Origin of the sequence: Pseudonocardia sp. P1 (assembly GCF_000178675.2) — a bacterium.
In the GTDB taxonomy this organism is placed as follows: domain Bacteria; phylum Actinomycetota; class Actinomycetes; order Mycobacteriales; family Pseudonocardiaceae; genus Pseudonocardia.
The window spans coordinates 987,352-1,004,523 of sequence record NZ_ADUJ02000001.1 but is presented as its reverse complement, the minus strand read 5'-3'; the positions used below and the strand labels follow the sequence as shown (position 1 = coordinate 1,004,523).

Below are 17,172 nucleotides of genomic sequence, written 5' to 3'. Positions count from 1 at the left end.
TTCAACCTCTGAAAGGGGAGTCCGCAACGGTGCTGTCACCGAGCGGGCTCCCCTTTTTTCTTGTGCGCGTCCGCTCCCGACTCGTTCGTGGAGCGGTTCGCCCGGTGCGGTCGGCGACCGCGGAAGCGACGGTGTTCGTTTGTACCCTGACCACGTGACGGACGGGGATCGTCCCGGCAACGGCCGGGGAGGCAACGAAGGTCGGCGGGGCGAGCGCTCGGCCGGTCGTGGAACGGGTACCGGCTCCGGGTGGTCGCGTCCCGACGACCGGCGACGGGGCGGCGACGCCGGCGGGGACCGCGGTCGGCGACGGGACGGCGACGACCGTCCGCGCCGCGACGACCGCGGCGGGGACCGGCCGCGATACGACCGTGACGGTGCGCGTGGCCGGGGCGGCGATCGTCCTGACGGCGGGCGCTCGTGGTCGGGGAGGCCCGACCGGGGTGCCGGCCGTGGCGAGCGCGACGACCGACGACCGCGCGACGACCGTTCGGACGGCGACCGGCGGGGACGGGACGACCGCCCGTCCGGTGACCGCCGGAGTGGCTCTGGCGGCCGATTCTCCGGCGACCGGGGCGGTAGCTCCTACCGTGGACGCGACGACCGTTCTCCGCGCGAGCGTGACGGTGCGGGGCGTCGGCCCGACCGCGATCGCGACGACCGCGGGGGTCGTTCCTACGACGATCGCGGACGGGGCGACTCGTTCCGCGGCGGCGACAGGCGTCCCTCCGGCGGTGACGACACTCGTCGTCGAACCTTCCGTGAGGACGACCGGGGCGGCCGTCCCGGTCGCGAGGCAGGTGGCCGTCGGGACGATCGTGGCTGGAACAGCGGCGACCGGGACGACCGGAGCGGTGCCCCCCGCAGCGGTGGACGGTCGTTCGGCGACGACCGTCGCGGCACCGGCCGTGACGACGACCGTGGCGGGCGGCCCTACCGGCCCCGTGACGACCGCGACCGCTCGGGCCGCTCCGAGGGAGGCCGGGACGACCGTGGTGGCCGTCCGTTCCGTGATCGCGACGACCGGGGCGGGCGTCCCGCTCGTGACCGTGACGACCGGGGCGGGCGTCCCGGTCGTGACCGGGAGGACCGCGGTGGTCGGCCGTTCCGCGGCCGTGACGACCGTGACGACCGCGGTCGGCGCTCGTACGGCGACCGGGACGACCGCGGTGGCCGCTCGTTCCGGGACCGTGACGACCGGGACGACCGCGGTGGGCGTCCGTCCGGGTACCGCGACGACCGGGGTGCCGGCCGTCCGTCCCGCGACCGCGACGATCGGGGCGGTCGGTCCTTCCGCGGCGACGACCGTGGCGGTCGTCCGTTCCGTGATCGTGACGATCGTGGCGGCAGGCCGGCCGGCGCCCGGGACGACCGCGACCGCCGGCCGTCCCGTGACCGCGACGACCAGCGTGACGAGCGTGGTGGCCGTCCGTTCCGTGGCCGCGACGACCGGGACCAGCGAGGTGGTCGCCCGTACCGCGATCGCGACGACGCCCGTGGCGCCCGTCCGTTCCGCGACGGTGGAGATCGCGACCTGCGCGATGCACGGCCCGCCGACAGGGACGACCGTCCCGTCGAGGACCGTGCATCCGCGTCCCGGCCCGGCAGCGCCGACCGGCCGTCCGGGGGCGACCTCGGTGGCCACGCCGGGGCTGCGCCCGAGGAGAGGGCTCCTGCCGTCGAGGACGTCCCGGACTCCGCTCCGGCGATCGTTCCGGCCGTCGAGCAGCTCGAGCAGGAGGCCGTCGCCACGCCCGTCGAGGACGACCGGGCGGTCGCGGGGGTACCGGACGACGGGGCCGCGGAGCCTGCTTCCGAGATGACCGGCGTCCGGGCGGACGACGGTGCCGACGTGTCCCGCGGTCCGGAGCCCGGTACCCGTGGCGACCACGTCGCCGACGACGTCCCGCCGGCGCGTGACCGGGCCGAGCGCCCGGCGCGCGGGCCGCGTGACGATCGTCGGGGAGACGACCGTCCGCGTGGCCGCCGCGACGACCGCTCGGGCGATCGCCGCGACCGGCCGGGTGCCGGCCGTGACGGCAGGCAGGAGCGCCGCCGGGTGATCCCGGAGTCGGCCGAGCGGACCTTCGTGGCCGAGCCGGACCTCCCCGCGTCGATCACGCCGTCGGACCTCGACGGCAGCGTGCGCCGGGACCTGCGCGGGCTCCAGAAGGAGACCGCGGAGTCGGTGGCGCGGCACCTGGTGGCCGCGGGCGTTCTCGTCGACGAGGACCCGGAGCGGGCGCTCGAGCACGCGCGGTACGCGCGGCGCCGGGCGTCCCGTATCGCGGTCGTCCGGGAGGCCGCCGGGATCGTCGCCTACCACGCCGGTGAGTGGAACGAGGCGCTCGGAGAGTTCCGGGCCGCCCGCCGGATGGGTGGTGGCCCCGGGCACGTCCACGTCATGGCCGACATCGAGCGGGCACTCGGCCGTCCCGAGCGGGCGATCGACCTCGCCCGGAGCCCGGAGGCGCGCGATCTCGGGGCCGAGGAGCGGATCGAGCTGCTCATCGTCGCCGCCGGAGCGCGGCGCGATCTCGGTGAGGTGGACGCTGCCGTCGTCGGGCTGCAGGTGCCGGAGCTCGACGCCGCGAGGCGTGACCCGTGGAGCGCCCGGCTGTTCTACGCCTACGCCGACAACCTCCTGGCCGCCGGCCGGGAGTCGGAGTCCGTGCAGTGGTTCGTGCACGCGCACGACGCCGACACCGACGGGCAGACCGACGCGGCCGCCCGGATCGCCGAGCTCACCGGGGACGAGCTCCCCGGCGTCGACGACGACGGGATGACCATCGGCTGGGAGGACGTCCCCGTCGACGAGTTCGTCGAGGAGCCCGGTGCCGAGGAGCCCGGTGCCGAGGATGCCGGTGTCGAGGACGCGACGGTCCCGGCGCCCGAGGCCGTCTCGGAGCCGGCGGCACAGGTCGGTGACACCGCGGAGGCCGGTGACACCGCGGACGTCGGTGACACCGCAGAGGCCGATGACACGGCGGAGGTCGGCGTCTCGGCGGAGGCCGAGGACTCCCCGGAGGCCGGCGACGCCCCCGGGATCGGCGACAACCCCGAGGGAGGCGACGACCACGCGGTCGACGGCACCTCCGATGCCGACGAGCACGACCGCCCGTCGGACGGCACCGAGGCGGACCGGCCGTGACCGACGACCTGCTGTCCCGGCACGACGTCCTCCTCGCCGACCTGGACGGCACCCTGTACCGGGGACCCGACGTGGTCCCCGGTGCGGTGGAGGCCGTGCGGAGCGCCGAGCTCCGCGGCGTCCCGACGGTGTACGTCACCAACAACGCCTCGCGCAGCCCGTCGACCGTCGCCGGGCACCTCGCGGACCTGGGGTTCCCGGCGCGCGTGGCGGACGTCCGCACCAGCGCCCAGGCCGGTGCCGCGATGCTGGCCGAACGCCTGCCGTCCGGGGCGACGGTGCTCGTCCTCGGTACCCCGGCGCTGGCCGACGAGGTCCGGGAACGGGGCCTCGTGCCGACCGGCACGGGGGAGGGGGCCGACGCCGTCGTCCAGGGGCACTCGCCGGACACCGGATGGCGGCAGCTGACCGAGGCCGTCCTCGCGATCCGGGCGGGAGCGCTCTGGGTCGCGACGAACGTCGACCTCACGCTCCCGACCGAGCGCGGCCCCCTGCCGGGGAACGGCTCGATGGTGCAGGTCGTGCGGAACGCCTCCGGTGTGGAACCGGCCGTCGCCGGCAAGCCGGGCGCGCGCCTGCTCCGCGAGGGGCAGGGCGACGCCGACCGGCCGCTGGTGCTCGGCGACCGGCTCGACACCGACATCGAGGGCGCGAACGCCCTCGGTGCGCCGTCGCTGATGGTCCTCACCGGCGTCAGCGGTGCCGCCGACCTGCTCGCCGCGCCTCCCGCACTGCGTCCGACCTACATCGGGGCCGATCTGGCTGCGCTCACCCGGCACCCGGACGAGCTCGTGCCCGGCGCCCGGGACGGCTGGCGGGCCGAGATCGACGGCGATGCCCTCGTGCTGTCCGGTGACGGCCACGGCGACGAGCCCGTCGTGGACGCGCTCCGGGTGCTCTGCGCCGCCGCATGGGAGCACGGCACGCACCGGGTCACCGCCTCCGGAGACGTGGCCGCGGGCGTGCTGCACGAACTGGGCCTCGCAGACCGGCGAGCGGACCGACGAGCGGACTGACGAGCGGATCGACGGTCGGCCCGAGGACCGGCCACGAGTGGTGGTCTGACGACCGCCCCGGCGACCCCTCGACGGGCGGCTCGATGGGCGGGCCGACGCGGCCCGGTGATCCACGGGCGGTGCCGCCGCGGCGACCGGATGCCGGTGCGCCCGAGGCCGTCCGGCGCACCGGTGACCGCGACCTGTCCGTCGGGTCGGCCGTCGCGTCCGGCCGTCGGTGGGGTCGGCTACCGTGACGACGAGTCCCCCGTCCCCGGAGATCATCGATGAGCGTCCCCACACCCGGCCCGCGCCCGGGTGACCCGCGTCCGCCGGAGCAGCGTCCGGTCGCCGACCTGCGCGCCGACGTCGACGAGGCCGTCGCCGGCCTCGACTCCCTCGCCGAGCGCCCGGTGTCCGAGCACCCGGAGGCGTTCGAGCGGGTGCACTCGGCGCTCGGCCGGGCGCTCACCGCCGGGTCGGAGCGGGGCTGAGGGTGGCGCCCACCCGATCCCGCCTGGACGCCGAGCTGGTCCGGCGCCGGCTCGCCCGCTCCCGCGGCCAGGCCGCGGAGCTGATCGCCGCCGGCCGCGTCTCGGTCAACGGCATGCCCGCCGGGAAGGCCGCCACCGTCGTCGACCGGGACGCGCCCGTCGTCGTCCGCCCGGACGACGACGGCGAACCCGAGTGGGCCTCACGCGGCGCGAAGAAGCTGCTCGGCGCCCTCGACGCGTTCACCGGCGTCGACCCCGCCGGTCTCCGCTGCCTCGACGCCGGCGCCTCCACCGGGGGGTTCACCGACGTGCTGCTCACCCGCGGTGCGCGCGAGGTGGTCGCCGCCGACGTCGGATACGGCCAGCTGGTGTGGCGGCTGCAGTCCGAGGAGCGCGTCCACGTGCACGACCGCACCAACGTGCGCGCGCTCGAGCCGGACGCGATCGGGGGTCCGGTGGACCTGACCGTCGCCGACCTCTCCTTCATCTCGCTGCGCACCGTCCTGCCCGCACTGACCGCCTGCACCGCGCCCGGCGGCGATCTGCTGCCGATGGTCAAGCCCCAGTTCGAGGTGGGGAAGCAGCGGCTCGGGTCCGGCGGCGTCGTGCGCAGCCCGGAGCTGCGGACCGAGACGCTGCGCGAGGTCGCGGCCACGGCCGTCGACCTGGGTCTGGTCGTGCTCGACGCGACGGCCAGCCCGCTGCCGGGGCCCTCCGGCAACGTCGAGTACTTCCTGCACCTGCACCGCCCGGGCGCCGGCGGGGCCACGACCGCGCCCGACCTGGAGCCGCTGCTGGCCGGTGCCGTCGCGGGAGGGCCGGCATGAGGGAGATCCTGCTCGTCCTGCACACCGGGCGTCCGGCGAACCGCAAGACCGCGCTGAACGTCATGAACGAGCTCGCCCGGCTCGGGCTGCGGGTCCGGGTGCTCGCCGACGAGTGGGCGGAGCTGGGCGCCGATCCCGACGTGCCGGAGGACTTCACCCCGGTGCAGGTCCCGGGCAGTCCGGAGTGCGCCCGCGGTGCCGAGGCGGTGCTCGTCCTGGGCGGCGACGGCACGCTGCTGCGCGCCGCCGATCTCGCCCGCCCGGCCGGGGTGCCGCTGCTCGGCGTCAACCTCGGGCACGTCGGATTCCTCGCCGAGGCCGAGGAGGACACCCTCGACGAGGCCCTGGAGAAGCTCGCCGCCGGCGACTACGAGGTGGAGGAACGCACCACGCTCGAGGCCGTCGTCCGGTCGAACGGCACCGTCCTGGGCCGCACCTGGGCGTTGAACGAGGCCGTCGTCGAGAAGAACACCCGCGGGCGGATCCTGGAGGTCGTCCTGGAGGTCGACGGCCGGCCGGTGTCGTCGTTCGGGTGCGACGGGGTGCTCTGCTCGACCCCGACCGGGTCGACCGCCTACGCCTTCTCCGCGGGCGGGCCGCTGATCTGGCCGCAGGTGCAGGCGCTGCTCGTCGTCCCCAGCAACGCGCACGCCCTGTTCGCCCGGCCGATGGTCATCGCACCGGACAGCGCGGTGGCGATCGAGGTGTCCGCCGACGGCCCGTCGGCGGTCCTCGACTGCGACGGCCGTCGCACCGTCTCGGTGCCGCCCGGCTCCCGGGTCGAGCTCAGCCGGGCGACCGAGCCGGTCCGGATGGTGCGGCTCGCCGCGCAGCCGTTCGCCGACCGCCTGGTCCGGAAGTTCGATCTCCCCGTCCGCGGCTGGCGCGGCCGGGGATCGAACACCTGATCGACCGTTCGGCGCACGGAGCCGACCGCGCGAACATCCGTTCGGTCTCGTGGCGCGTCGAGCATGGTGCCCGTCGGTCTTCGAACGTATGGTCGCCCGCATGTTGTCCGAGATGCGGATCCAGGGACTCGGCGTGATCGACGACGCGACCCTGGAGCTCGACCCGGGCCTGACCGTGCTCACCGGCGAGACAGGGGCCGGTAAGACCATGGCGGTGACGGGGCTGAACCTGCTCGGTGGAGGTCGCGCCGAGTCGTCGCGGGTGTCCGCGGGCGCGCGGCGGGCCGTCGTGGAGGGGCGGTTCACGGCGTCCCCCGGTGCGCTCGCGCTGGCCGAGGAGGTCGGCGCCGAGGCGGACGACGACGGCACGCTGATCGCCGCCCGCACCGTCTCCGCCGACGGGGGGTCCCGCGCGCATCTGGGTGGCCGGTCGGTGCCGAACGGCGTGCTCGGCCGTCTCGCCGAGGCCCAGCTCGCCGTGCACGGGCAGAACGACCAGCTCCGCCTGCTGCGCGGCTCGGACCAGCGCGCGTTGCTCGACCGCTTCGCCGGTGACCCGGTCGCGACGCCCCTCGCCGCCTACCGCGCGGTGCGCGCCGAGTGGCTGGAGGTCGTCACCGAGCTGGCCGAGCGCCGCGACAACGCGCGCCGGCTCGCCCAGGAGGCCGACATGCTGCGGCACGGCCTCGCCGAGATCGACTCCGTCGACCCGCAGCCCGGTGAGGACCGTGCGCTCGTCGACCAGGCCCGCCGGATGGTGGAGGCCGACGACCTGCGCTCCGCCGCGGAGGGGACCCGGATGGCGCTGTCCGGCTCCGACGACGGCGAGACCCCCGGGGCGGTCGGCCTCGCGGGGCAGGCCAAGGGACTGGCCGAGGGCAGCGACGATCCCGCGCTGGCCGGGCTGGGGCCGCGCCTGGCCGAGGCGATCGCCGTGCTGGCCGATGCGGCCGCCGAGGTGTCGGTCTACCTCGACGGGCTCGACGCCGACCCGGAGCGCCTGTCCCAGGTGCTCGCCCGGCAGGCCGAGCTGAAGTCGCTCACCCGCAAGTACGCGGCCGACACCGACGGTGTCCTGGACTGGGCCGCGACGGCGCGCGACCGGCTCGCCGGGCTGGATACCTCCGACGAGGCGCTCGCCGACCTGGCCCGCCGCCGCGACGAGCTGGCCCGCGACCTGGCCGGCCACGCCGCCGAGGTCACCGCGGCACGCACCGAGGCGGCCGGGCGGCTCGCCGAGGCGACGACCGCCGAACTCGCCGGGCTGGCCATGAAGGACGCGCAGCTGCAGGTCGGTGTCGCGCCCCGGCCCGCCGGTGACGGGGGGCCGTCCCTCGTCGTCGGCGGACGCGAGTGCCACGCCGGCAGCGGCGGGGTCGACGAGGTGGAGATCCGCCTGGTCCCGCACGCCGGGGCGAGCGCGCAGCCGCTGCACAAGGGCGCCTCCGGCGGTGAGCTCTCCCGGGTGATGCTCGCCCTCGAGGTCGCACTGGCCGGTTCCGACCCGGTGCCGACGATGGTCTTCGACGAGGTCGACGCCGGCGTCGGTGGCCGGGCCGCGGTCGAGATCGGGCGTCGCCTCGCGCGGCTGGCCGCCCGCCACCAGGTGATCGTCGTGACACACCTGCCGCAGGTCGCGGCCTACGCCGACCGGCACCTCGTGGTGCACAAGGCCTCCGGTGAGGAGGGTGTCACCCGCTCCAGCGTGACGCGGCTGTCCGAGGAGGAGCGGACCCAGGAGCTGGCCCGCATGCTCGCCGGGATGGACGACACCGACACCGGGCGCGCGCACGCCGAGGAGCTGCTCGCCGCGGCCACCGCGCACCGGCAGGCCGACCGCGCCGCCGAGCAGCCGGCGGACCTGGCCCAGGCCCGGTCGCGGCGGGCCGGCGCGACACGCGGCGGGAGCGGCACCCGGCGCCGGAAGGTCGCACAGGCCGGGTGAGGGTCCCGCGTCGCCGTCGCGACAGGGTGTCCCGTCGGGGGGCTGGCGTCGTGCCTCGGGCGGTGACACTGTGGTCACGCTGCGGCGTGCCTGCACCGTCCCGGGCCTCCCGGGTGTCACAGTGCCCGCCATGAAGCTGTCCGGCCTGCTGCACCGAACGCGACCGGAGCTGCCGGGGCTGACCGGCCCGGCCCGCACCGACCGTCGTACCGAAGCCCTGCTGCGCCGGCTCCGGCCCGGTGACATCGTCGTCCTCGACCAGGTCGACCTCGACCGCGCCACCGCCGACGCACTGGTGGCCGCGCGGGTCGCGGCGGTCGTCAACGCGTCGCCGTCGATCTCCGGCCGGTTCCCGAACCTGGGCCCCCAGGTGCTGGTGGAGGCCGGGGTCCCGCTCGTCGACGACTGCGGCACCGAGATCATGCGTTCGGTCAAGGACGGCGCGAAGGTCCGGCTCCACGAGGGAGTCCTGTACTCGGGGGAGCAGCCGCTCGGCGAGGGCCGCGAACAGACCGAGGACACCGTCGCCGACGCCCTCGACGAGGCCAAGCAGGGGCTCACCCACCAGCTCGAGGCGTTCGCCGCGAACACCACCGAGTTCATGCGCCGTGAGCGGTCCCTGCTCCTCGACGGCCACGGGGTCCCGGAGATCGACATCGCGCTCGACGGGCGCCCCGTGCTCGTCGTCGCCGCCGGTTTCGAGTACGCGGGGGTGCTGAAGCGGCTGCGGGCCTACATCAAGGAGTACCGGCCGGTGCTGGTCGGCGTCGGTGCCGGTGCGGACGCGCTGGTCAACGCGAAGTACCGGCCCGACCTGATCGTCGCCGACCCGTCGGAGGTGTCGAACCAGGCGCTGACCAGCGGGGCCGACGTCGTCGTGCCGGCCTTCCCGGACGGGCACGCCCCCGGTCTGCACCGCGTGCAGGACCTCGGCGCGAGTGCGGTCACCTTCCCGTCGATGGCCAACCCGGAGGACCTCGCGCTGCTGCTGGCGCACCACCGTGGCGCCAGCATGATCGTCACCGTGGGGCTGTCGGCGTCGATGGCGGAGTTCCTCGACCGCGGCCGGTCCGGCAGCAACGCGTCGACGTTCCTGACCCGGCTGCAGGCAGGCGGGTCGGTCGTCGACGGCGAGATGATCGCGCAGATGTACCGGAGCCGGACGTCGTTCGCGCCGCTGCTCCTGCTGATCGCCGCGGCACTCGTCGCCGTCGTGGTGGCGGTGCTCGTCTCCGGCGCCGGGCCCGCGGTGCTGGAATGGGCCGGTGGGCTGGTCGAGACCGTGCGGTCCTGGTTCCCGGCGTGATCTCGCGGCGCTACCACCGGATCGCCCTGGTCGCCGTCTTCGTGCTGGCACTGGCCGCCGGGGTCGCCGTCGCGACCGTCGGGCTGCCGCAGCGGATCGCGAGCACGGTCGCGTCGACCACCGGCACCGGTGAGATCGACCAGCTGCGCACCGAGCGGGACACGCTCGCGGCGCAGCAGCGGGCGAGCGACGAGTTCACCGCGCGCACCGCGCCCGGGCTGGTCAGGGAGAAGCTCGCCGGGGTGCCCGTCACCGTCGTCGCGCTCGGGGCCGACCCGGCCGACACGCGCGCTGTCGCCGAGCTGATCACCACCGCCGGCGGGAGCGTCGCGGGCGAGGTCGTGCTCACCCCGGCGGTCACCGACCCGGCCCGCGCCGACCAGCTGCGGGACCTGTCCGCGCGGCTGCTGCCCGCCGGGGCGCAGCTGCCGGCGTCGTCGGACGCCGGAGCGCTCGCCGGTGGCCTGCTCGGCTCCGCGTTGCTCGCCCCGCAGGGCGGGGCCGCGCCGGACCCGCAGCAGGCCGGTGCGGTCGTCGCCGGGCTCGCCGGGGGTGGCTTCGCCGAGACGCCGGAGGGGGAGCTGTCCGCCGGGCGGCTCGCCGTCGTCGTCACCGGCGGCGCGTTCGGCGGTGTCGACGCCGCGGGGTCCGCGGCGACCGCCGCCGGGCTCGCCGACGAGCTGGACCGCCGCGGCGCCGGGGCGGTGCTCGCCGGACGGGACGCCGGCCCGTCGTCGGCCGTGGGGGCCGTCCGCGCGGAGGCCGGCCAGGGACCCGGACCGTCGACCGTCGACGGCGTCGGCACCTCGGCAGGCCGGGTCGCGACCGTCCTCGCGCTCGCCGAGCGCAACGCCGGACGGGCCGGTCAGTACGGCTCCGGCGCGGGTTCCACGGGCCCGGTTCCGACCCTCTGAGCGCGATCGGTAGGCTGAAGCTCCGTGCAGACTCGCGCCACCCGTCATCTGTTCGTCACCGGTGGGGTCGCATCCTCGCTGGGTAAGGGCCTCACCGCTTCGAGCCTGGGCCAACTGCTCACCGCTCGCGGGCTCCGCGTCACCATGCAGAAGCTCGACCCGTACCTCAACGTCGATCCCGGAACGATGAACCCGTTCCAGCACGGCGAGGTCTTCGTGACCGAGGACGGTGCGGAGACCGACCTCGACGTCGGTCATTACGAGCGCTTCCTGGATCGCGACCTGCAGGGCCGGGCCAACGTCACCACCGGCCAGGTGTACTCCGAGGTGATCGCCAAGGAGCGCCGCGGCGAGTACCTGGGCGACACCGTGCAGGTCATCCCGCACATCACGAACGAGATCAAGGACCGCGTCCTCGCGATGGCGGAGCCCGACGCGGAGGGCATCGCGCCGGACGTCGTGATCACCGAGGTCGGCGGCACCATCGGCGACATCGAGTCGCTGCCGTTCGTCGAGGCCGCCCGCCAGGTGCGGCACGAGGTCGGCCGGGACAACTGCTTCTTCCTGCACGTCTCGCTGGTGCCGTACCTGGCGCCGTCGGGCGAGCTGAAGACGAAGCCGACCCAGCACTCCGTCGCCGCGCTGCGCAACATCGGTATCCAGCCGGACGCGCTCGTGCTCCGGGCCGACCGGGAGATCCCGGGGGCGATGAAGCGCAAGATCTCGCTGATGTGCGACGTCGAGCTCGACGGCGTCGCGGCGTGCGCCGACGCCCCGTCGATCTACGACATCCCGAAGGTGCTGCACGGCGAGGGTCTCGACGCCTATGTCGTGCGCCGGCTCGGCCTGCCGTTCCGCGACGTCGACTGGACCGTCTGGGGCGACCTGCTGGAGCGGGTGCACCACCCGCAGGAGACCGCGACGATCGCGCTCGTCGGGAAGTACGTGGACCTGCCCGACGCGTACCTGTCGGTCACCGAGGCGCTGCGTGCCGGCGGGTTCGCCCACCACGCGAAGGTCGCCGTCCGCTGGGTCCCGTCGGACTCCTGCGAGACGCCGGCCGGCGCGGCCGACGCGCTCGACGGCGTCGACGCCGTCCTCGTGCCCGGCGGTTTCGGCATCCGCGGCATCGAGGGCAAGCTCGGGGCGATCACCCACGCCCGCACCCGCGGCATCCCGACCCTGGGACTGTGTCTCGGCCTGCAGTGCATGGTGATCGAGGCCGCGCGCAGCATCGCCGGGCTCGACGGGGCGAGCTCCTCGGAGTTCGACCCGGACACCGAGCACCCGGTGATCTCGACGATGGCGACCCAGCGCGACGTCGTCGCGGGGGAGCGGGACATGGGCGGCACCATGCGGCTGGGCGCCTACCCGGCGGTGCTGCAGCCCGGCTCCGTCGCGGCCAAGGCCTACGGGGCGCGGGAGATCTCCGAGCGCCACCGGCACCGGTTCGAGGTCAACAACGCCTACCGGCAGCAGCTCGCCGACGCCGGGCTCGTGTTCGGCACGTCGCCGGACGGCACGCTCGTCGAGTTCGTGGAGCTGCCGGCGTCGCAGCACCCGTTCTTCGTCGGTACCCAGGCGCACCCCGAGCTGAAGAGCCGCCCCACGCGGCCGCACCCGCTGTTCGCGGCGTTCGTGAAGGCTGCGCTGCGGTACCGCGCCGAGGACCGGCTGCCGGTCCGGCTGCCCGGCCGCGCCAACGGCGACGACGACGCCGAGCTGGTCGAGGGCGACGAGCCGGCCGGTTCCACCGGTACCAACGGCTCCGTGCCGGCGGAGAGCACGCCCGGCAGCTGATCCACCCGCGCCGACGGCGGCCGTCCCGGTCCGGGTACGGCCGCCGTTCGCCTCTCCGGGCGCCGCCCGCGTTCCCGTCGGCCGTGTCGGGCGGTCCCGGGCCATGGCCCCGCCAAGCCGGGCGGTCTCACGCCGGACGGCCGGGTGCGGCTGCCGCACCGGGCCGGGCGAGCCGCTACCCATCCGGCGCGTGCCGGGGACCGCCGGGCGGTGCGCGTCGCCGGCCGCCGTCGTCGGGAGCGCGGGAGGCGCCGCCCGGCCACTACTGTGCGAGGCGTGATCGTCTCGTTCAGCGTTCCCGCACCCGTGCGCGCGGCGGTGTCCCGATGACCCGCCCCGGCGAGCACGACTTCCCGGTCCGCTCGGCCACCGACATCTACTCGGGCCGGGTCATGGCGTTGCGCTCCGACCGGGTCGTGATGCCCGGTGGCCGTGTCGCGACCCGGGAGATCCTGGAGCACCCCGGTGCGGTCGCGATCGTCGCCGTCGACGAGCACCGCCGGGTGCGGATGCTGCACCAGTACCGGCACGCCGTGCGACGACGGCTGTGGGAGCTGCCCGCGGGCCTGCTCGACGTGGCCGGCGAGGACCCCGCCGTCACCGCCGACCGGGAGCTGACCGAGGAGGCCGGGCTGACGGCGTCGGACTGGTCGGTGCTGCTCGACGTCGTCCCGTCGCCCGGGTTCTCCGACGAGTCCGTGCGGATCTTCCTGGCCCGCGACCTCGTCGAGAAGCCGCGCCCCGACCTGGGCGACGACGAGGAGGCCGATCTCGAGCTGCGCTGGATCGCACTGGAGGACGCCGTCGGGATGGTGTTCTCCGGCGAGATCGTCAACGCGGTGTCCTGCGCCGGGCTGCTCGCCGCCCGCTCGGTGCTGGCAGGCGAGTTCGAGCCCCGGCCGCCCGGCACCGCCTGGACCGACCGGCCGGAGCGTTTCGCCCGCCGCCGCGACGGCGACGACTGACGACCGGCACCGCGGCTACGGTCGCAACGGCCTGCCGTCGGGGTCGGTGGGGCTGCCCGCGAGGATCACGATCCCGTCGATGAAGCTCCAGATCGCGCCCAGCCCGAACGTGAAGATCATGACGAGCAGCTGGGCTATCGCGAGCCCGGTGTGGCCGGAGTAGAAGCGGCCGATCCCGAACGGCAGGAACAGCTGCAGCAACCCGGCGACGATCTTCTGCTTGTCCGAGTACGGCCGCCCGGACCAGGCCTCGCGGCCGAACGGTGCGGCCGGGTCGTAGCCGTAGGGGCCGTAGGCGGGCGGGCCCGCGTGCGGCGGGTACGCCGGTCCGCCCGGGCCCGGCGCCCACCCGGGAGCGCCCGGCGTCTGCCCGGGCCCGTAGCCGGGCTGGTATCCCGCGGCTCCCCAGCCGCCCTCGTAGCCGGCTCCGTAGCCCGCGCCGTACCCCGGGGTGTCCGGACCGGGGGGCCCGTACCCCGGAGCTCCGTATCCGGGGCCGCCGTACCCGGCTCCGGCCGGGCCGGCAGGGCCGCCCGGTGCGCCGTACGCGTCGCCGCCGTGGGCCGGGGAGTCGTCGTACGCCGACCACGGCGAGCCCGGGTGCGGCTGCCCCGTCGTCGGAGAGGAGTCGGGGTAGGGGCCCGCGGCGGGGTGACCGGACGGGTCCGGCTCCGCCGGCGCGGAGAGTGTCGGATCCGGTGGGCGGATGCGGGCGGTCGCCTCCGCGCCCCCGGTGCCGGTGTCTCCGTCTCCGGCGCGGTCCGGGCTGCCGGTATCCGTCGGGGTGCCGTCGGTGGACGCACTGCTCGCGCCGCCGGTGTCCCGCAGGGCGTCCGGGTGCGGCTCGGGCAGGTCCGCGAACAGCGGTGCGAGGTCCGCGACCGTCGTCGCCGCGCGGGCCCGCCGGACCCGGTCGTCGAACGCGTCGACGTCCAGCCGTCCGCCCGTGTAGTGCCGGGACAGGGCCCGCACCGCGTCCTCCTGCTCGGCGTAGCCGATCGGTCGCGTGCTCATGGACGCGACGGTATCCGCCCGGACCGTCCACCGGCGACGTTCCGCGCCGGGCGACCCGCCACACCGTGGCGTGACGGACGGCGGCGGCCCGTCGCCCTAGGCTCGGGGAATGCGATTCGGACTCTTCGTTCCCCAGGGCTGGCGGCTCGATCTCGTCGGCATCGATCCCACCGCACAGTGGGACGTGATGCGCGGGCTCGCCGAGTACGCCGACCGCGGCGACACCTGGGAGTCGGTGTGGGTCTACGACCACTTCCACACCGTCCCGGAGCCGACCGACGAGGCCTGCCACGAGGCCTGGAGCCTGATGGCGGCGTTCGCCGCGACGACCGATCGGGTCCGGCTCGGCCAGATGTGCACCTGCATGGCCTACCGCAACCCCGCCTACCTGGCGAAGGTCGCCGCGACGACCGACGTGATCTCGAAGGGCCGGGTCGAGATGGGCATCGGCGGCGGCTGGTACGAGCACGAGTGGCGCGCCTACGGCTACGGCTTCCCGCGGCCGGGTGAGCGGCTCGGGATGCTCGACGAGGGCGTGCAGATCTTCGCGCAGGCGTGGCGGGACGGCCGGGCCACCCTCGACGGCAGGCACTACCAGGTCGACGGCGCCATCGTCGCGCCCCGCCCGCTGCAGGACGGCGGCATCCCGCTCTGGATCGCCGGTGGCGGTGAGAAGGTCACGCTGAAGATCGCGGCACGCTACGCGCAGTACACCAACTTCGACGGCACGCTCGAGGGCTTCCGGCACAAGTCGTCGGTGCTGGCCGGGCACTGCGCCGAGCTCGGCACCGACTACGACGCGATCGTCCGGTCGGCGAACTACAACGTCGCGATCGGCACCACCGAGGCGGAGGTCGAGGACCGGCTGCAGCAGCTCCGGGCCCGGCTCGAGCCGATCGTCGGCGCGGAGAAGGCCGAGGGCGCGCTGGGCGCGTTCCGCGGGCTGCCCGGCGTCGGGACCCCGGAGCAGATCGTCGAGAAGCTCTCCGCCCTGCAGGACGAGGGCATGAGCTACGGCATCTTCTACTTCCCGGAGGCCGCCTACGACCGGTCCGGCATCGAGCTGTTCGAGCGCGAGGTCGTGCCGGCACTGCGGGGCTGAGGGGATGCCCGCGCCGGAGCGGGTCGTCGAGGACTACCTCGGCCACCTCGCCGTCGAACGCGGACGTGCGCAGAACACCCTGCGCTCGTACCGCCTCGACCTGGACCGCTACGTCGCGCACCTGGCCGACGCCGGGATCGACGACCTGGGCCGGGTCCGTGAGACCGACGTGGCCGGGTTCGTGACGGCGCTGCGGACGGGGGAGCGGCCACTGGCCGCGTCGTCGGCGGCCAGGGCGCTCGCCGCCGTGCGCGGCCTGCACCGGTTCGCGGTCCTGGAGGGGACCGTGCCGGCCGACGTCGCGGCCGGGGTGGCGCCGCCGTCGCTGCCGTCGCGGCTGCCGACGGCGCTGACGGTCGACCAGGTCGACCAGCTCCTCGCCGGGTGCGTCGCCGACGGGCCGACCGGTCTGCGGGACCGGGCGCTGCTGGAGCTGCTGTACTCCACCGGCGGGCGGATCTCCGAGATCGTCGGCGCCGACCTCGACGACCTCGATCCCGGGGCCCGCACGATCCTGTTGCACGGCAAGGGGGACAAGCAGCGGATCGTCCCGGTGGGACGGCCCGCGCTGGCCGCCGTCGACGCCTACCGGGTGCGCGCCCGTCCGGACCTCGCCGGGCGCGGCACCGGTTCGCCCGCGTTGCTGCTCAACGCCCGTGGCGGGCGGATGTCGCGGCAGAGTGCGTGGCACGCGCTCCGGGCGGCGGCCGAGGCGTCGGGGCTCGGACCGGCCGTCGTCGCCGCCGTCTCGCCGCACACGCTGCGGCACTGTTTCGCGACGCACCTGCTGTCCGGAGGGGCCGACGTCCGCGTCGTCCAGGAGCTCCTCGGGCACGCCTCGGTGGCGACCACCCAGATCTACACCCACGTCACCGTCGACACCCTGCGCGAGGTCTACGCCACCGCCCATCCCCGCGCCCTGGGGTGATGCCCGGGCCCGCGTGCGGGGCCGCGAACCCGGACCGCTACGTTCCGGAACCGATGCGATACGGGGTGTGGGTGGTCGGGGCGGCCGCGGCGCTGGCGATGGCCGGATGCGGCGGGGCGGGACCGGAACAGCGGGAGAGCGTCACCGACCGGATCGACGGGGCGGTGACGAGGGTCGAGATCGACTCCGACGCCGGTGCGCTGCGGCTCGCCGCGGGGGAGCAGGCGTCGGTCGAGCAGGACCTGCGCTGGACCGGGGACGCGCGCCCGCAGGTCGAGCACCGCCTCGACGGCGACGTCCTGCGGATCACCGTCCGCTGCCCGGACGACGGCCGCGAGCGGTGCCAGGCCGGGCTGGTCGTGACCGTCCCGGCGGCAGCGTCCGCGCGGGCCGACCTCGCCGCGGGTGGGATCGACGTCTCCGGGATCACCGGTGAGCAGGAGCTGCGCTCGTCGGCCGGCGCGGTGCGGGGCAGCGGTCTCGGGCCGGGCGCCGTCACCGCGAGCTCGAGCGCCGGCGGCGTCGAGCTGGGCTTCGCCGCCGCCGCGCCGGACGTCACCGCCGAGTCGACGGCCGGGTCGGTGACGGTCCGGGTACCCGTCGGTCCGGTGTACGACGTGTCGGCGGAGACGACCGCCGGCTCGACCGACGTCGGAGTGCCCGACCAGCCCGGCGCCGACCACCGCATCACCGCCCGCAGCACGGCCGGCAGCGTCACCGTCGCCCCCGGCGGCTGACGACCGACACGCCGCGCCCCGGGCTCCGCGGGCCCGTCGTACCCCGCGGGTAAGGTGATCCGACACCAGTTCGCGCCGTGCACGGC

15 protein-coding genes are annotated in these 17,172 nt (G+C 75.6%); 13 read left to right on the top strand and 2 right to left on the bottom strand.

What is annotated here, in order from left to right:
* Position 1 precedes the first annotated feature (1 nt).
* Positions 2-1,891, bottom strand: coding sequence for a hypothetical protein (locus PP1_RS04145; protein WP_075314166.1), 1,890 nt, complete (start codon positions 1,889-1,891; stop codon positions 2-4).
* Between PP1_RS04145 and PP1_RS04140 the strand changes: the two genes are divergently transcribed.
* The 10 genes from PP1_RS04140 to PP1_RS04095 all read left to right on the top strand — a co-directional run bounded on the left by PP1_RS04140 (position 1,853) and on the right by PP1_RS04095 (position 13,305).
* Positions 1,853-3,151, top strand: a complete 1,299-nt coding sequence (locus PP1_RS04140) for a tetratricopeptide repeat protein (RefSeq protein ID WP_212592099.1) — start codon at positions 1,853-1,855, stop codon at positions 3,149-3,151. The genes PP1_RS04145 and PP1_RS04140 overlap by 39 nt on opposite strands.
* Positions 3,148-4,167: an HAD hydrolase-like protein gene (locus PP1_RS04135; RefSeq protein WP_010226910.1), complete on the top strand. Its 1,020-nt coding sequence runs from the start codon at positions 3,148-3,150 to the stop codon at positions 4,165-4,167. Before PP1_RS04140 ends, PP1_RS04135 begins: the two co-directional genes overlap by 4 nt.
* A 266-nt stretch (positions 4,168-4,433) precedes the next feature.
* Positions 4,434-4,640, top strand: a complete 207-nt coding sequence (locus tag PP1_RS04130; RefSeq protein WP_010226912.1) for a hypothetical protein — start codon at positions 4,434-4,436, stop codon at positions 4,638-4,640.
* Positions 4,641-4,642: 2 nt separating this feature from the next.
* Positions 4,643-5,467: a TlyA family RNA methyltransferase gene (locus PP1_RS04125; RefSeq protein WP_010226914.1), complete on the top strand. Its 825-nt coding sequence runs from the start codon at positions 4,643-4,645 to the stop codon at positions 5,465-5,467.
* Positions 5,464-6,375 carry an NAD kinase gene (locus PP1_RS04120; RefSeq protein ID WP_010226916.1) on the top strand — a complete coding sequence of 304 codons (912 nt, stop codon included), beginning with the start codon at positions 5,464-5,466 and terminating at the stop codon, positions 6,373-6,375. The genes PP1_RS04125 and PP1_RS04120 overlap by 4 nt, the downstream gene beginning before the upstream one ends.
* A gap of 100 nt (positions 6,376-6,475) precedes the next feature.
* On the top strand, positions 6,476-8,320 hold the full coding sequence (gene recN / locus PP1_RS04115; protein ID WP_083697337.1) for a DNA repair protein RecN: 1,845 nt from the start codon (positions 6,476-6,478) through the stop codon (positions 8,318-8,320).
* Between the two features lie 130 nt (positions 8,321-8,450).
* Positions 8,451-9,626, top strand: a complete 1,176-nt coding sequence (gene steA, locus PP1_RS04110; protein WP_029239821.1) for a putative cytokinetic ring protein SteA — start codon at positions 8,451-8,453, stop codon at positions 9,624-9,626.
* Positions 9,623-10,540, top strand: a complete 918-nt coding sequence (locus PP1_RS04105) for a copper transporter (protein ID WP_075314168.1) — start codon at positions 9,623-9,625, stop codon at positions 10,538-10,540. The genes steA and PP1_RS04105 overlap by 4 nt, the downstream gene beginning before the upstream one ends.
* A 24-nt stretch (positions 10,541-10,564) precedes the next feature.
* Positions 10,565-12,340 (top strand): CTP synthase, encoded by a 1,776-nt coding sequence (locus PP1_RS04100; RefSeq protein ID WP_083697109.1) that lies wholly within the window; start codon positions 10,565-10,567, stop codon positions 12,338-12,340.
* A gap of 326 nt (positions 12,341-12,666) precedes the next feature.
* The gene (locus PP1_RS04095) at positions 12,667-13,305 is read left to right on the top strand and encodes an NUDIX domain-containing protein (protein ID WP_010241415.1); all 639 of its coding nucleotides are present in this window, start codon (positions 12,667-12,669) and stop codon (positions 13,303-13,305) included.
* A gap of 15 nt (positions 13,306-13,320) precedes the next feature.
* On the opposite strand, the gene PP1_RS04090 is transcribed toward PP1_RS04095, so the two are convergent.
* The gene (locus PP1_RS04090; RefSeq protein ID WP_010241417.1) at positions 13,321-14,319 is read right to left on the bottom strand and encodes a DUF1707 domain-containing protein; all 999 of its coding nucleotides are present in this window, start codon (positions 14,317-14,319) and stop codon (positions 13,321-13,323) included.
* A gap of 109 nt (positions 14,320-14,428) precedes the next feature.
* Here PP1_RS04090 and PP1_RS04085 point away from each other — a divergent pair, with 109 nt between their 5' ends.
* The 3 genes from PP1_RS04085 to PP1_RS04075 are packed head-to-tail and all read left to right on the top strand — an operon-like array spanning position 14,429 to position 17,086.
* Complete coding sequence (locus PP1_RS04085; RefSeq protein ID WP_010241418.1) at positions 14,429-15,421, top strand: LLM class F420-dependent oxidoreductase; 993 nt, start codon at positions 14,429-14,431, stop codon at positions 15,419-15,421.
* Positions 15,422-15,425: 4 nt separating this feature from the next.
* Positions 15,426-16,349, top strand: coding sequence for a site-specific tyrosine recombinase XerD (locus tag PP1_RS04080; RefSeq protein ID WP_010241420.1), 924 nt, complete (start codon positions 15,426-15,428; stop codon positions 16,347-16,349).
* A 53-nt stretch (positions 16,350-16,402) separates the two neighbouring features.
* Positions 16,403-17,086 (top strand): hypothetical protein, encoded by a 684-nt coding sequence (locus PP1_RS04075; protein WP_139323861.1) that lies wholly within the window; start codon positions 16,403-16,405, stop codon positions 17,084-17,086.
* Positions 17,087-17,172 lie beyond the last annotated feature (86 nt).

Bases quoted from the DNA above. Each gene is read 5' to 3' on its own strand.
- PP1_RS04130 (WP_010226912.1), top strand. From the start codon at position 4,434: ATGAGCGTCCCCACACCCGGCCCGCGCCCGGGTGACCCGCGTCCGCCG.
- PP1_RS04120 (WP_010226916.1), top strand. From the start codon at position 5,464: ATGAGGGAGATCCTGCTCGTCCTGCACACCGGGCGTCCGGCGAACCGC.
- recN (WP_083697337.1), top strand. From the start codon at position 6,476: ATGTTGTCCGAGATGCGGATCCAGGGACTCGGCGTGATCGACGACGCG.
- steA (WP_029239821.1), top strand. From the start codon at position 8,451: ATGAAGCTGTCCGGCCTGCTGCACCGAACGCGACCGGAGCTGCCGGGG.
- PP1_RS04095 (WP_010241415.1), top strand. From the start codon at position 12,667: ATGACCCGCCCCGGCGAGCACGACTTCCCGGTCCGCTCGGCCACCGAC.
- PP1_RS04090 (WP_010241417.1), bottom strand. From the start codon at position 14,319: ATGAGCACGCGACCGATCGGCTACGCCGAGCAGGAGGACGCGGTGCGG.
- PP1_RS04085 (WP_010241418.1), top strand. From the start codon at position 14,429: ATGCGATTCGGACTCTTCGTTCCCCAGGGCTGGCGGCTCGATCTCGTC.
- PP1_RS04080 (WP_010241420.1), top strand. From the start codon at position 15,426: ATGCCCGCGCCGGAGCGGGTCGTCGAGGACTACCTCGGCCACCTCGCC.
- PP1_RS04075 (WP_139323861.1), top strand. From the start codon at position 16,403: ATGCGATACGGGGTGTGGGTGGTCGGGGCGGCCGCGGCGCTGGCGATG.